The organism is Thalassotalea euphylliae, from assembly GCF_003390335.1.
GTDB classification, from domain to species: domain Bacteria; phylum Pseudomonadota; class Gammaproteobacteria; order Enterobacterales; family Alteromonadaceae; genus Thalassotalea_F; species Thalassotalea_F euphylliae_B.
In genome coordinates this window covers 1171415-1185561 of sequence record NZ_QUOU01000001.1, presented here as the reverse complement: position 1 = coordinate 1185561, position 14147 = coordinate 1171415, and the positions used below count along the sequence as shown (strand labels likewise).

The window sequence follows — 14147 nt, the reverse complement described above, 5'->3', positions numbered from 1 at the left end:
AGTTCTAGCCTAGTTGTCGCCGCCGCCAGATGTCGTTCGCAAAGCATTACTCACAAAATCTCTTGTTGAATTAAACCCTGCTACAGCAGAGTCTAATGCAGTAAATTGCGCAATTAAACGAGCTTCATAATCGGCTAATCGTTCAGCAAATGCTGCTCGCTCCTCACTCAAATCTGACAACTGTGAATTTATGGACGTTTCTCGTTGGCTCAGAATCCCATCAGAATCAACATAATTGTCAATAATTGATGAAATACGTGTACCAACACCCTTACTAGAAGCAAAAAGCTTACCAACTTCTTCCAAATTATTAGACAATGCGTTACTTAAACGCTGTTCACCGGTTGGAATATTTTCTGAACTAAACCGAGAAACCTCTAGTTTACCATCATCATTTAACTCTATCCCAAGGTTTTGTAAGTTACCTAAATTACTTTCAGAAACAGTATTTAATAGCACGTCATTAATTTGCTGTCTAACCTGCCGAACATTGGGGTCAAACGCTAAACGCCCAAGTCTAGGAGCTCCCAAACCTGTTAATTGATCTGCAAGCGCATTGTAGCTACTAACGAACTCATCTATAAGCTCGCGCCCGTTTTCTGTATCTTGCGCTATTGATATTATTGAGTTTTCGGTGTCGGTAACCTTATTTGCAGTAATTGTGACGTCTTCAATAATATTCTTAAATTCATTAGTGCTATTGGTTATCGTATTCCCATCTATCGTAATCACGGCATCTTGCGCGGCTCGTGCCACCGTGTTATTGGTTGAGATTGCCGCAAGGCCAGGATCTGAACTTGTCACTGTCAAACTATTGGCAGTTCCAGTTTCAGTTGAATTTAGAATAAGGAAAGTGCCAGAATCAGCATTAATAATATTGGCAGTGACACCAAAATTATCGGCATTGGCATTGATTTTATCGCGAATCGCACTCAAATCATCTGAAGCATCGATGGCAACATTAAAATTATTACTGCCTGCATTAAATGATAATGTTCCGGCTCCAAGTGTGGTTGATGAGGAAGCAATTGCACTTGATTTTAATTGAGTGCCTGTCGCGAGTTGCTGAACGTTAACGGCAAACTCACCATTACTGGCAAAGCCATTACTGGTAACGCTAATGTTATCGTTACTGGCAGTTATGGATTGCTTATTAAAAGCGTTTTCAGCTGCTAATTTATCAACGGTTGTTTGAAAAGATGAAAGTGCTGATTTAAAGGAACCGACGCCTGAAAGTTCTAACTCAAGCGTTTGCTCTTGGGTATTTAACCTATTCTCTGTTGGTATTGCTTCAGCATTTAACAACCCTTCAACAAGCGCATTTAAAGGCAAACCTGAGCCAATACCTAAGTTCGTAAATGACATTATGCCCCCTTAACTAAATTTAAACGCCATCAAGAGTTATATGTTGGCAGAGTACAGTAACCACATTGTCGCAATAAAATTAGTCTAAGTGAATAGACTAGACCTTATCATCAATTAATATGCCAGTTTTATCTACAATTTCGTCTTGTAAGCCTTTTATTCTTTCGGCCAGCTCTAAAATTTCATCCGAAGGAAATTGTTTAATTAACTCTTGGCTTTGAGCATCAAAAACCTTTATAACTGTCTGGCCTGAGTTGTCGTCTTGAGTAAAATTCACATTGCGAATTTGTGGCTCAATAAAGCTAGCGACTGCATCAATTGCACTTTCAAGGCTTTCTTGTTGTTGCTCCTCTGTTAGCCCCTGTTGTTCAAGAGCCTGCTCTCTGCTAACTGCCTCTTCATTACTCACACTTTGTTCTTGAGCTACTTGCCTAACACCCACATCACTTAATTGTGCCTCACCAATAACCTGCTCATTGGGCGCCTGCCTAACTCGAGCACTTGCTAGCTCTGTTACTTGTTCAGGTAAAGTTGGTTTTATCGCACCAATACTATTAGAATCCATAACGCCTCCTACTAATCAGTGGCTATAAAAATAAGGGCTCTTACAGTGAAGAGCCCTAACATTATGCCAAAATACTTGGGCTTATTATAATAATGATAGTGCAATTTGCGGCTGCTGGTTAGCTTGAGCTAACAGTGAACTAGCTGCCTGTTGAAGTACGTTATTACGTGCTAAGTTTGCTGACTCTGCTGCATAATCGGTATCTTCGATACGTGAACGTGAAGCAGAAACGTTTTGTGCTGTGTTGTCATTACTGCGAATGACAGAACTGAAACGGTTTTGAGCGGCACCTAACTTAGAACGTTCCGTGTTTACTGTTGCTAAAACACTATCTAAATTATCAATAGCAGTTTGTGCGCCATCGAAGGTTGTAAGACTTCCGCTAGCACCAATTTGAGCACTATCGAAATCTACAGTAATACTAACAGAAATTGTTTGCCCAGAATTAGCACCGATTTGAAATTCATTAGCATAAGAGCCATCAAGCAATTCAACGCCACCAAAACTTGTCTGCTCAGAAATACGGGTCAATTCATTCTCTAATTCTGTGTATTCTGTATCTAGTGCTGTTCTATCAGCGCTTGAGTTTGAACCGTTTGAAGCTTGAACAGCGAGTGTACGCATACGCTGTATTGTATTTGTATACTCTTCTAACGCACCTTCTGCCGTTTGAGCTAGCGAGATAGCATCGTTAGCGTTACGAGAAGCCTGATTTAGACCATTAATTTGCGAAGTTAATCGACTTGAAATTTGAAGACCAGCCGCATCATCACGAGCACTGTTAATACGTTTACCTGATGATAAGCGCTCGAAACTAGTACCTAAATCGGCCGTTGAACGAGACAACTGACGTTGTGAGTTTAATGATTGAATATTACTATTTACTGATAAAGCCATAATATTTGCCTCCGGGGAAACCCCTATAAATGAGTTAATTGACGAGGTTCAATCATTAAGCATGATCCCCTCTTGGAATCTTTATCGGTTACCCTAAAAAAAGCTTTAGTGTTTTTTTTAAAAAACTAGAAATAATATTGAAAAAGCCAAAACTTTCTTTTTAAACAAAAAGAAAGGCCTCATAAAGAGGCCTTTGGTAACGTAAAACATCATGACTACTGAAGTAAACTTAACGCAATTTGTGGTTGCTGGTTTGCTTGCGAGAGAATTGTACTTGACGCTTGCTGCAACACATTACTGCGCGCTAGTGCAGCTGATTCAGCCGCATAGTCGGTATCTTCAATCCGTGAACGAGATGCAGAAACATTTTGTGCAGTGTTGTCATTACTTCGAATAACAGAGCTAAAACGATTTTGCGCAGCACCTAAATCAGCTCGCGTAGAGTTTACAGTCGCCAAAACACTGTCTAAATTATCAATTGCAGTTTGTGCGCCATCAAAAGTTAACAAGCTTCCTGCTGCACCAATCTGGGCGCTATCAAAGTCGACAGTAATACTTACTGAGATAACTTGACCAGCATTCGCGCCGACTTGGAACGTTTCTGCATAACTTGCGTCTAACAGCTTAACGCCACCAAACTCTGCATCTTCTGAAATTCGCGTTAGCTCTGCCTCTAGTGCCGTATATTCAGTATCTAATGCAATTCGGTCGGCACTTGAGTTAGAACCATTAGAAGCTTGCACAGCTAGGGTACGCATACGCTGTATCGTATTGGTATATTCTTCCAATGCCCCCTCTGCTGTTTGCGCTAACGAGATAGCGTCATTTGCGTTTCGTGAAGCTTGATTCAAACCATTAATTTGAGAGGTCAAACGACTCGAAATTTGTAAGCCTGCCGCATCATCTTTCGCACTATTAATTCGCTTACCCGAAGACAAACGTTCATATGAGGTTCCTAAATCATTTGTCGAACGCTGCAATTGACGCTGAGCGTTAAGTGAGGACACATTACTATTAACAACTAAAGCCATTGTTATCATCTCCTAATATAGGTTGCGGTTCGCTTGCTGATAACAGGTTGATGGAACCACAGGTTTAAAAAATTTGACACTAAATTGTGCTGATACTTGTAAAAAGCATATGTCGTGCCAAAATTTCATTTGGCGACATAAAAATCTTTAAAAATTAAATAAAGTTAAACAAACTAAGCTCTCTGACCTGAACAAATGTCTGCTGAGCCGCTTGTAGCGCGGTCTGTGACTGTTGAAAGTCGCTAACTGCTTTGGCAAAGTCCAAATCTTCAATGCCCGACCGGCTTCCTTCTATAATTAACTCATTGTCGGCATGGATATTCTTTTGACTATCAATAAGTTGCCTGTTAACACCAGCTTCCGCTTGGCGTGCCAATAGATGATTAATTGACGCGTCAATTCGCGACAAGATTTCGGCGTGATCGACCGATTGCTGAGTGGGGTTCGCGGGGCTTGTGCCCTGATTTATCCAGTCCAACGCCGCACCGATTGTCTCAAAAACGCTCACATCTTCGTCGGGCTGCAGCTCAAAACTGTCGCCCGGCAATGGATTGCCGCTTATTTGAACTTCAAGACCATTGAAGGCAACGGTTTGCCCTGCGGCATAAGTAGTCGTATTAAAAACCGTATTGCCCAAGCTGTCGGTTACGGTAAGATCAGTCGCCGATGAGAAATTAAAGGTGTAATCCGGTGGATTTGTCGTTGTGTTGTAAGCACCTCTATTGGCGACAACCGCCGATTGCAATGAAATACCTGACGTATTCGTCAGATAGTTGGCGGAAAAGTCACCTTGCGGGTTTTCGACATCTAAAAATGCCTTGTCACCGGGTTGGTTCAGCGTCACATCAACATTACTACCGATCGATAAATCACGAGTACCACTATCACCGTTGTACACAACTGTGTTACCTGGTTGACGAACAAAAGGTTGTTGATTGGTTTGAAATCCGGCAAAAATAAAGCCGCCAGTATCATCTTTATTGTTGGCAATATCTAACAGCTGCTCGAAAGAGTTGTCGGCAACTTGAGCGATTGAAGCTAAGTCGTCATCACTTAGCACACCATTATTCGCCTGAATAAATCGTTGTTTCAGTGTTTCAAGCACACTGATCGCGGATTTGAAAGACGTTTCTTGTAGGCTATTTCTATTTTCGGCAATCGTAATATTTCGCTCGTACTGCTCAATACTTGCCAGCTCTTCTTTTAAACCAGTCAAGGTGCCAAAATTTACCGCGTCATCTTTTGCCGATAAAACCCGCTTACCACTTGATAAGTATTGTGTTTGTTCATTGACCTTTGACTGCTGCTGGCTGATCTGTTGACTGTTTTGAAAATAAAACTGTGCTGTTGAAACTCTCATTATTTATTCCTTAGCCTTTAACCGACTGCCGATAGCAAGGTGTCAAAAATGGTATTCGCCACAGAAACAACACGTGAAGATGCCTGATAGGCTTGTTGAAAGCGCAACAGGTTCGCAGCTTCTTCATCTAAGTTAACGCCTGATGTTTCTTGGTTGCGATTAAACGCTTGGGTAAACAGGGCTTGTGAGGTTTCTACACTCAATTCAGCCGCTTTAGTTTGGCTACCCACTTGCGCTGTTGTGATACCAATGCTCTGGGTGAAGCTTTCACGCCCACCGTTAATAATGCCTTTATCTCTTGAATCAGCGACAAACTTAGCGTTTTCACCGTTACCGACACCAAAGGCATCTGAAATCGTAAATTGCTCAGGCCCATTAGGTGCCTGGCCTGATGGCGTGCCTGTTATTTCAATCGTAAACGCAGCGGTCGCTGGTGGAGGAGGTAATTGCACCTGTTGTGATGGTGGCGTGTAAGCGATTGGTGCCGACGTTGTGTTGGTATTATCAGTAATGGTGTAATTAAAGGTGCCTGAGCCTGGCGGATTCTCTAGTACATCAATTCGCATTGGTGCAGCAGCGCGAGCCGCCACAGGATCTGACACTTCAACAATATTAACCGCGCCAGCACTAACATTGTTGTCAGATGCTTTGATACTTACCGCGCTACTGGCGGCAATGCCTTTGCCGTCGGTCAGCGCCACTTGCATTAGTGCAGCGCTATTTTCAGTCGGGCGAATCGTGAACCGATCGCCAGCTGCCGGTGCACCTGAATTTTCAACAAAGTTAAAGCCAAAAGCAGTAGTGTAAGTACCCGATCCCGGCGCGCCTAAGTTGGTCGTTGTGCCATCGGCAAGATTCGTTAACTGATAGTTAGTACCGTCAAAAACTAAATCAAAGTCGTTTGCAGGTAATTGAGTCACGTCGGTAATTTCAATACCTGATTGCAGCCCAGGCGCACTTGAATTACCAGCATAAGGTAAAATACGGCTGGTTTGATTAGTGGCGTCATTAACATCGCGGAAAAAGTTCGCGCCTTGCCCTTGGTTTAAATCTAACCCTTGTCGCTGAGCGCCGTTTAGCGTTTCTGAAAGTACCAAGGCAACGCGGTTAATCTCACTACGCGCTTTCGCTAAGTCTTCATCTCTAAATTTGATCTTTGCGGCCAAGGCGCCGCCCAGTGTGTCTTCTTTTAGTGGAATAGTGGTGTTTGCACTGGCAATCGCCACTTGCGTTTGCAGCGGGTCAGGGTCTCCTGGTATCACTTGTAAGCTCAACGGGGTAGTACCTGCGACAAGCGTATTACCACTGCCTATCATCACGGTCATCACACCGTTCGCATCTGTCACCGTATTGACACTGGTAAACTCTGCTAACTTATTAATCAGCCGATCACGTTCATCCAATAGATCATTAGGTTGACCGGGTTGACCCGGTGAATTTGAGTGCAGCACTCGTTCGTTAATATTGGCAATCTCAGTTGATATTTCTGAGATTTGCTTGGCGATTTCTGAAATCTCGCCATTGGTCGCACTTTCGATGCGATCAAAACTGTCGTTTAAATTATTAAAATTAGTCGTCAGTGTTTTCGCTTGATTAAGTGCGATACTGCGCAGTGCCGGATCTGAAGGATTATCAGCAATCGAATTCATCGCTTGATAAAACTGCTGAATTGATGTGGTAATTGCACCGCCAGCTGAGCCTAAAAGGCCGTTTAACTGAGTTAAGCTGGCATTACTAGCGTTCGCAGCACCCAGACTGGATTGGTTGACGACTTGTTCACGGTAAGCGAATTGGTCGTACAGACGCGCAATGTCAGAGACATAAGTGCCTGTGCCAATATAGTTACCACCATTTTGAATCGCAAGCGTTGGCGATTGTTCTGCACGCTGACGACTATAGCCTTCAGTATTAACATTAGCGATGTTATGACCGGTTGTAGCTAACTGTTGCTGGGCTGATAGTAAGCCGCTCACGCCAGTTTGGTACAAGTTGACAGACATGCTCTACACTCCTCGGTTACCGAGGGTAAAGCACTCGATAACAGCCTATTGGTTCAAAAAGTTGGTAACCGACTTTAACGTTCCTAAAATTTTGTCTGCGTAATTAGGATCCGTCGCATAACCGGCTTTTTGTAGACCTTGCAGGAAGTGTTCCACATTGTCAGGTTTTGACAATGCGTCTTGATAACGCGTGCCCGAAGAAAGGAAATTGATATAGTCACCAACACTGTCACTGATAGTGTTATACACGCGGAAAGGCTCGTTTTTCTTGACTAGGCTGCCCTGTTCAAACTCTAGCGTATCTTTCTGCGCCTTGGCTCCTGTCCATCGGCTATCCGCCTTGATGTTAAAGAGGTTATTAGAGCTTGTGCCGTCACTATTTTTAATGATTTTTTGACCCCAGCCAGTTTCCAAAGCGGCTTGGGCAATCACCACCTGAAACGGTACACCGAGTTGACGCTCAACCTGTTTGGCCGGTTCCGTTAGTGCCGTAACAAAGTCTTTGGGTTGGTTAAATTGTGGCGCGGGCGCTGATGATGTTTTTTCAGTAGCATTCGCTTTAGCTAACGGGATGTCAGTGTTGGTTTGACGATTATTTGACACCTTATCGGTGCTTTGCGCTTCACTTGATAAGAAATTTTCCGCTAATTGCGTAACATTAGGTGTCACTTTTTGAGCTTGTGGCACTTGGTTGTCGGTGCGAATTACCGAGCGTGGAGTGAAGGTGCCATCGCCGCCGCCTAATTGACGCTCAATAAGCTCAGCTAAGCCCAAAGTTCCCTTATTTGCCATATCCAAGGCCATCTGTTGGTCTTGCATATCGCGATAAAACTTGGTCGATTGCGAGTTAAACGGGCTGTCTGACTCAAGCACCTCTTGCGCACTGCGCATGCTTTTTAGCAGCATTTGCATAAAGATAGATTCGAACTGCTGAGCCGCTTCTTTTAGCGCTGCTTTTTTCGATGCTTGATCCGCTTGATTCGACTGCTGACGAATATTGTTCAAGCCGTTAAGGTCGAAAAAATTTCTTGCTTGTGCGAGTTTGTTGTCCACAACAGTCCTTACTTCAATTTGGCGCTAACCAAGCCTTAACCAAAGCTCAACCTAATCTTAACTTGGTTTTGCGTGGCCTTAGGCTGATTATTATCAGTTCAACACTAGATAATGATCAGCTCGCCACGCAGCGCACCGGCTTGATCTAGTGCCTCTAAAATTGCCATCACATCGCCAGGACCAGCACCAATTTCATTGATCGCTCTAACTAAGGTGTCCAATGTAACGCCGGGGTTAAAAACGAACATTCTCGAATCGTCTTGGTTAACGTCAATAATACTATTTTCAGTAATTGCCGTGTCCCCATCAGCAAAAGCATCAGGCTGAGTCACCTCTTGCTGCTCATTAATCGTTACCGTAATACCGCCGTGGGTGATCGCTGCGGCTAACAACTTAACTTCAGAGCCAATCACAATAGTACCAGTGCGTGAATTAACGATGATCTTGGCTGCTGGCGAGTCAGGTTCAAACTCAAGGTTTTCGATAACCGACAAAAAACCAACACGATCTGAGGCATCACGCGGCGCTGTAACTTTGACAGATGTGGCATCTACTGCACGAGCCGTGCCAGCAATAAAGTCATTGATGGTATCTGCCATGCGTTTTGCCGTCGTAAAGTCTGAGCTGCGCAAATTCAAGGTAATGTGATCGCCCGACATAAATGCCGACTTAACTTCACGCTCAACCGTTGCACCATTGGCAATACGGCCAACCGTCGGCGTATTAATAACAATACTTGAGCCATCAAGGCCTTCTGCACCAAGGCCACTAACCACTAGGCTGCCTTGGGCAACCGCATACGCATTGCCATCAATACCCACTAAGATGGTTTGCAATAAAGTGCCGCCGCGTAAACTTGACGAACTGCCAATCGACGAGACGGTGATGTCAACTTTCTGACCCGGTTTGGCAAAAGCTGGTAATTCAGCGTGAACGGCAACCGCCGCCACGTTTTTTATCTGAGGTTTTAAGTTGGCAGGCATTGAAATACCGAAATTGCTCAACATGGTTTTAAAGCTTTGCTCGGTAAATGGTGTTTGTTCACCCGTACCGGGTAAGCCAACCACTAAGCCATAGCCCACTAATTGATTTGAGCGCACACCTTGAATATCAGCCAAGTCTTTAATGCGTTGGCTGTGTGCACTAAATGAAGGTAACAGAAGCGATACGCTTGCTAATACGACACTGCAAATTTTGATGAATTTATTCATATTAACGTCTCCAAACTCACACAAGGAAAAGCGAGTTTATAATGGCCACCAAGAGCTGTTGAAAAAGCGTGTGATCCAGCCTTGCTCTTGAACATCGGCAAAGGTGCCAGTACCGGCATATTGAATTCGCGCATTTGCCACCTTGTTAGACATGATGGTGTTGTCATAGGTAATGTCTTGCGGGCGGATAATGCCTGTTAAGCGAATGTACTCGTCGCCGTTGTTCAAGGTCATCCATTTTTCGCCGCGAATCATTAGGTTGCCGTTTGGCAATACGCGCAGAACGTGTACTGAAATATTACCGCTCAGGCTGTTGCCCTGATCAGCTTTAGAGTCACCGCTATAATCAGTTGCTTGATTAAAACCGAACTGGATAGAATCGCCTTTGAAGGTCGCATTGCGGCCGCCAAGGCCAACGATAGGATCAAGTGTCGCCTCATTTTCTTTCGTGATCTCAGTTTTAGCACTTTTTTGCGCTTGTGTGCTTTCACTTAAAATCACCGAAATAATGTCACCAACGCGATGCGCTTTAGAGTCAGAATAAATGTTGTTGACATAGTTCACTTTGAACAGAGAGCCAGTAGGCACCACATCTTCTTCTTCTGGCTCTGGTAAAATCGGCGCAAACTCAGGATCATCAGGCAATACCTTTGATTGCTGAACCGTTGCACACCCCGTAAGCAGAGAAAGCATAATCACAAGCGCTAAATTTTTCATCTGATTGACCTCAAAGACTAAACTCAAAGACTAAAGTTGCTGATTCAGGTAGCTCAGCATTTGATCAACCGCAGAGATAACCTTTGAGTTCATCTCATAAACTCGCTGACTTTCGATCAAATTAACCAACTCTTCCGTAGTGTTAACATTGGATGTTTCAAGTGCGCCCTGCACTATCATACCGTAGCCTTCTAAGCCCGGAACGCCTTGAGTTGGCGCACCACTGACCGCTGTCTCAGTAAATAAGTTTTGACCAATTGGCTCTAAGCCGGTCGGGTTGATAAAGTTAACGGTGTTAATTTGCCCAACCACGGCATTATCGGCTTGACCTTGCAAGCGCACCGACACTTCACCATCTTGAGAGACAATAATCTCAAGTGCGTCATCGGGTACGGTAATTTGCGGCTGTAATAAATAACCTGCACCTGGCGTTACCACATTGCCTTCTTCATCCATGGTAAATTGACCATTACGGGTGTATGACGAAGTGCCATCAGGTAACAGTACTTCAAAGAAGCCCTCACCTTGGATCATTAAATCAAGCGAGTTATCGGTAGTGATCATATCCCCTTGGGTATGAATTTTTTGTGTTGCCACTACTTTGGCACCTGCACCAAGCATTAAGCCTGACGGCATTTCTGTGTCTTGCGCGCTGCGACCACCTGGCTGGTTAATGGTTTGGTACAACAAGTCTTCAAATACCGCGCGACTTTTCTTAAAACCAACCGTACTGGCGTTTGCCAGGTTATTGGAGATAACAGCAATATCTTTCGTTTGCGCATCTAAGCCAGTTTTACTAATCCACAATGCTGGGTTCATACTTCACCTCGAAAAAATAAATTAGAAAGCACGCAGTAACGAAGAACTTGCTGAGTCAATTTCTTCTGCTGTTTTCATTAGTTTCAACTGCATTTCAAATTGACGTTGCAGCGCGATCATGTCCGTCATCTCATTGACAGGGTTAACGTTACTTGACTCCAGCATACCGCTGCTGAGCATGACGGTAGCATCAGCGGGCTCAATTTCGCCGTCTTTGCGACGAAACAGGCCGTCATTGCCCTTTTCAATATCACGAACATCTGGGTTCACCATTTTGATTCTACCGGCCGCTTCTTGCTGATTAGCCGGCGCACCAACAGGTTGAAACATAATGGTGCCATCATCTGAAATATAAATATTATCCAAAGGCAATGGCAAAACGATAGGACCACCATCGCCGACAAGTACATCACCGTTTGTGGTTTCCAAAGCGCCGGTTTCGGTTAACCTAAGTTGCCCTGCTCTGGTGTAAGCTTCATCACCTTCTGGTGTTTGCACGGCCAACCAACCATCGCCTTGAATCGCAACGTCTAGATCGCGCCCGGTAGTGAGCATAGAGCCGCCGCCAAAATTTTGGCTGGCGCGTTCAGTCATCGAGAACACACGCGTCGGTAACCCTTCACCAAAGGCCTGCATGGTTCTAGCTTGCGCTAAATCCGCTTTAAACCCCGTGGTTTTGGCGTTAGCTAGGTTATTGGCGGTTACCGCAAGTGCGTGCATATTCTGCTTGGCACCACTCATTGCGATATAGAGCATTTTATCCATACAGGACTCCGATCACCGTTGCTTAGGTATTATTCAAATATCGTTAGGTATGTAAAAGCAATTAAGGTGCCAACAAGCAGAAATAAAAAATAAATAGCGGAAATAAACAAAAAGAAAGGACTAACTAAGGACTACCGAAACACTAAATAAGGAGTAAAAAAGGAGTAAGCAAGAAATAAAAAACCTCAATCTCTGGTGAAATTGAGGCTTCAAAGTCGTAGCAAGTTACGGCCGACTTAACTATCGGATCTGTAATATAGTCTGGTTCAATTGGTTATCCACTTCAAGCGATCGCGAGTTCGCTTGGAAGTTACGCTGCGCGGAAATCAAATCGATAAGCTCGGCGGTTAAGTTTACGTTTGACTGTTCAAGAGCCGATGAGTTAATGGTACCAAAAGTACCTGAACCTGCTTCACCAGCGAGCGCTTCACCGGAGGTTAAACTTTCTTTCCACGACGTACCACCGACCTGCGTTAACCCTTGGTTATTCGCAAAGTTTACCAGAGCCACCCGTGCTAGTGGCTCAGACGTACCATTGGAATAAGTGGCACGAATTAAACCATCGTCATCAATATCAAGCCCAGTTAATCGACCCACCGCTAGACCGTCTTGCTCAAGTGAGGTGACCTCAAAACCCGCAGCATATTGCGTTGGTTCATTTGGGTTCCCCCCCGTAGTGTCCAAGTTAAAGTCAATCGTAAGAGTTTGTTGTGGATCAGCACCATTAGTCAAAATACCCGCGCCCAATGGAGCTGTTGTTAGAACATTAGGGTATTGACCTTTAAACTCACCACCAGCAGAAAAATACATACGTGCGGCGCCCGTCGGTATACCAGCGCCAGTTGGAACCACATTATTTGGTTGCGTGTTATCAGAACCAGCACCAGTACCTGTATCAGCAATATTTACTTGCTGGCCATCAACGGCCGTATAAACATCCCACTCATTCGCCGCCGATTTTTTAAAGTAGTAGGTCATCACATGGCTATCACCTAAACTATCAAAGACAGTAACCGAGGTAGAGTGGTTGTAGGTTAGCGGGTCGGTAATATCAAATGCCGCGGCAATCACTGGGTCACCAGCGGGTAAGTTCATACGAATATCAATTTCACGACTTTGCATAGGGGAACCAGACGCCGTTGGAATTTGGATCGGTGATGCGGTACTGAGCGCTACAGATGATGACGAGCCATCACTGTTTACTGGGAAGCCTAACAAATGGCCACCTTGCGAGTTAACCACAAAGTTATCGGCATTTAACTTAAATTCACCGGCTCGCGTGTAAGAGCGCTCTAGGCTGCTTAGTTCCGGTACTGTGGCAAAAAAGCCATTCCCTGTAATCGCCAAATCAAGGGCGTTATTGGTAAATCGGATACTCCCCTGGGAAAATTGCTGCGCGACTTCCGATGTTAATACACCGTCACCCGCTTTTGTATTACCGGCAGCAAGTAGTGATGTTGCAAAGACATCAACAAATTCTGCGCGCGACTCTTTAAAACCTGTGGTGTTAACGTTTGCAATGTTGTTTGATGTTACATCTAAATCTTTTTGGGCAGCGTTCAAGCCACTGAGTGCGACATTAAAAGTCATAGTTTCACCTCTTGGAAATCTTTTCTTGAATCAACTTGTTGAGCTAGCTTGCTGAGCTAAAGTGAAGGCCTAGCCTTGAGTTACTTCAACAACATCCGATAAATTCATTGTTGAACCACCATTGAGGTTCAACACTATATTGCCGCCAGCCCCTGCTAGCGTCACACTGTCTACTTTTCGATAGGTCATGGCCTGTAATTCAGACGCTTGACCATCAACTAAACCGGCCACTCGAAAACGATATGCGCCTTCAGGTGCAAGCTCGCCAGTTGAAGTCATACCGTCCCATGTGAAGGAAGACTCACCTGCACCCACTTTACCAACCGGCACGGTTTGGATAATCTCACCGGCGGTATTCTCAACATAGATGTTGACATTACTGGCTGGCTTGTCGGTTATAATTTTGCCCTTGGGCTGTTCCCCTGTTGCCATACCAAAGATGTTGTCTTCAACCAATACGCTACGGCCAACTAGTGAGGAAGCTTGCAGCGCTTGGCTTGATGACATGGTATTAGCAAATTCACCGAATGAATCATTAAGGCGAGAGACACCGTCGGTGGTTGAAAACGCCGTCATTTGAGAAATCATTTCGTTGTTCTCTACAGGCTTGGTAGGGTCCTGATGAGCAAGCTCTTGAGTCATCAAGGCAAAGAAATCTTCTTGGGTTAACATGCCGTTGTTTTCATCGGCTTCCGGTACCCCAGTTTCACGTTGCCAGCGAAGACCGTCTAAACCGCTGCTGCCACTTACTGAATCCATACTCTATCTCACTCT

At 44.5% G+C, this 14147-nt stretch carries 13 protein-coding genes; all 13 read right to left on the bottom strand.

Going from position 1 to position 14147, the window contains the following annotated elements; genetic code table 11:
- Positions 1-9: 9 nt before the first annotated feature.
- Positions 10-1332, bottom strand: coding sequence for a flagellar filament capping protein FliD (gene fliD / locus DXX93_RS05260; protein WP_181902148.1), 1323 nt, complete (start codon positions 1330-1332; stop codon positions 10-12).
- Positions 1333-1462: 130 nt separating this feature from the next.
- The gene (locus DXX93_RS05255; protein WP_116007156.1) at positions 1463-1930 is read right to left on the bottom strand and encodes a flagellar protein FlaG; all 468 of its coding nucleotides are present in this window, start codon (positions 1928-1930) and stop codon (positions 1463-1465) included.
- 84 nt (positions 1931-2014) lie between these two features.
- The gene (locus DXX93_RS05250) at positions 2015-2827 is read right to left on the bottom strand and encodes a flagellin N-terminal helical domain-containing protein (protein WP_116007155.1); all 813 of its coding nucleotides are present in this window, start codon (positions 2825-2827) and stop codon (positions 2015-2017) included.
- A gap of 215 nt (positions 2828-3042) precedes the next feature.
- Positions 3043-3858, bottom strand: coding sequence for a flagellin N-terminal helical domain-containing protein (locus DXX93_RS05245; protein ID WP_116007154.1), 816 nt, complete (start codon positions 3856-3858; stop codon positions 3043-3045).
- A gap of 154 nt (positions 3859-4012) precedes the next feature.
- Positions 4013-5218, bottom strand: coding sequence for a flagellar hook-associated protein FlgL (gene flgL, locus DXX93_RS05240; protein ID WP_116007153.1), 1206 nt, complete (start codon positions 5216-5218; stop codon positions 4013-4015).
- 17 nt (positions 5219-5235) lie between these two features.
- Complete coding sequence (flgK, locus tag DXX93_RS05235) at positions 5236-7218, bottom strand: flagellar hook-associated protein FlgK (protein WP_116007152.1); 1983 nt, start codon at positions 7216-7218, stop codon at positions 5236-5238.
- Positions 7219-7263: 45 nt separating this feature from the next.
- Positions 7264-8271 (bottom strand): flagellar assembly peptidoglycan hydrolase FlgJ, encoded by a 1008-nt coding sequence (flgJ, locus tag DXX93_RS05230; protein WP_258872592.1) that lies wholly within the window; start codon positions 8269-8271, stop codon positions 7264-7266.
- 104 nt (positions 8272-8375) lie between these two features.
- A complete protein-coding gene (locus tag DXX93_RS05225; RefSeq protein ID WP_116007150.1) occupies positions 8376-9482 on the bottom strand; it encodes a flagellar basal body P-ring protein FlgI in 1107 nt (368 codons plus the stop codon).
- Between the two features lie 36 nt (positions 9483-9518).
- Positions 9519-10199, bottom strand: a complete 681-nt coding sequence (flgH, locus tag DXX93_RS05220; protein WP_116007149.1) for a flagellar basal body L-ring protein FlgH — start codon at positions 10197-10199, stop codon at positions 9519-9521.
- Between the two features lie 30 nt (positions 10200-10229).
- A complete protein-coding gene (gene flgG / locus DXX93_RS05215; RefSeq protein ID WP_116007148.1) occupies positions 10230-11018 on the bottom strand; it encodes a flagellar basal-body rod protein FlgG in 789 nt (262 codons plus the stop codon).
- A gap of 21 nt (positions 11019-11039) precedes the next feature.
- Positions 11040-11783, bottom strand: coding sequence for a flagellar basal-body rod protein FlgF (gene flgF / locus DXX93_RS05210; RefSeq protein ID WP_116007147.1), 744 nt, complete (start codon positions 11781-11783; stop codon positions 11040-11042).
- 240 nt (positions 11784-12023) lie between these two features.
- Positions 12024-13373: a flagellar hook protein FlgE gene (gene flgE, locus DXX93_RS05205; protein ID WP_116007146.1), complete on the bottom strand. Its 1350-nt coding sequence runs from the start codon at positions 13371-13373 to the stop codon at positions 12024-12026.
- A gap of 69 nt (positions 13374-13442) precedes the next feature.
- Positions 13443-14132, bottom strand: a complete 690-nt coding sequence (locus DXX93_RS05200; RefSeq protein WP_116007145.1) for a flagellar hook assembly protein FlgD — start codon at positions 14130-14132, stop codon at positions 13443-13445.
- Positions 14133-14147 lie beyond the last annotated feature (15 nt).

Bases quoted from the DNA above. Each gene is read 5' to 3' on its own strand.
- flgL (WP_116007153.1), bottom strand. From the start codon at position 5,218: ATGAGAGTTTCAACAGCACAGTTTTATTTTCAAAACAGTCAACAGATC.
- DXX93_RS05255 (WP_116007156.1), bottom strand. From the start codon at position 1,930: ATGGATTCTAATAGTATTGGTGCGATAAAACCAACTTTACCTGAACAA.
- flgH (WP_116007149.1), bottom strand. From the start codon at position 10,199: ATGAAAAATTTAGCGCTTGTGATTATGCTTTCTCTGCTTACGGGGTGT.
- DXX93_RS05245 (WP_116007154.1), bottom strand. From the start codon at position 3,858: ATGGCTTTAGTTGTTAATAGTAATGTGTCCTCACTTAACGCTCAGCGT.
- flgK (WP_116007152.1), bottom strand. From the start codon at position 7,218: ATGTCTGTCAACTTGTACCAAACTGGCGTGAGCGGCTTACTATCAGCC.
- flgE (WP_116007146.1), bottom strand. From the start codon at position 13,373: ATGACTTTTAATGTCGCACTCAGTGGCTTGAACGCTGCCCAAAAAGAT.
- flgG (WP_116007148.1), bottom strand. From the start codon at position 11,018: ATGAACCCAGCATTGTGGATTAGTAAAACTGGCTTAGATGCGCAAACG.
- flgF (WP_116007147.1), bottom strand. From the start codon at position 11,783: ATGGATAAAATGCTCTATATCGCAATGAGTGGTGCCAAGCAGAATATG.
- DXX93_RS05250 (WP_116007155.1), bottom strand. From the start codon at position 2,827: ATGGCTTTATCAGTAAATAGTAATATTCAATCATTAAACTCACAACGT.
- DXX93_RS05225 (WP_116007150.1), bottom strand. From the start codon at position 9,482: ATGAATAAATTCATCAAAATTTGCAGTGTCGTATTAGCAAGCGTATCG.
- DXX93_RS05200 (WP_116007145.1), bottom strand. From the start codon at position 14,132: ATGGATTCAGTAAGTGGCAGCAGCGGTTTAGACGGTCTTCGCTGGCAA.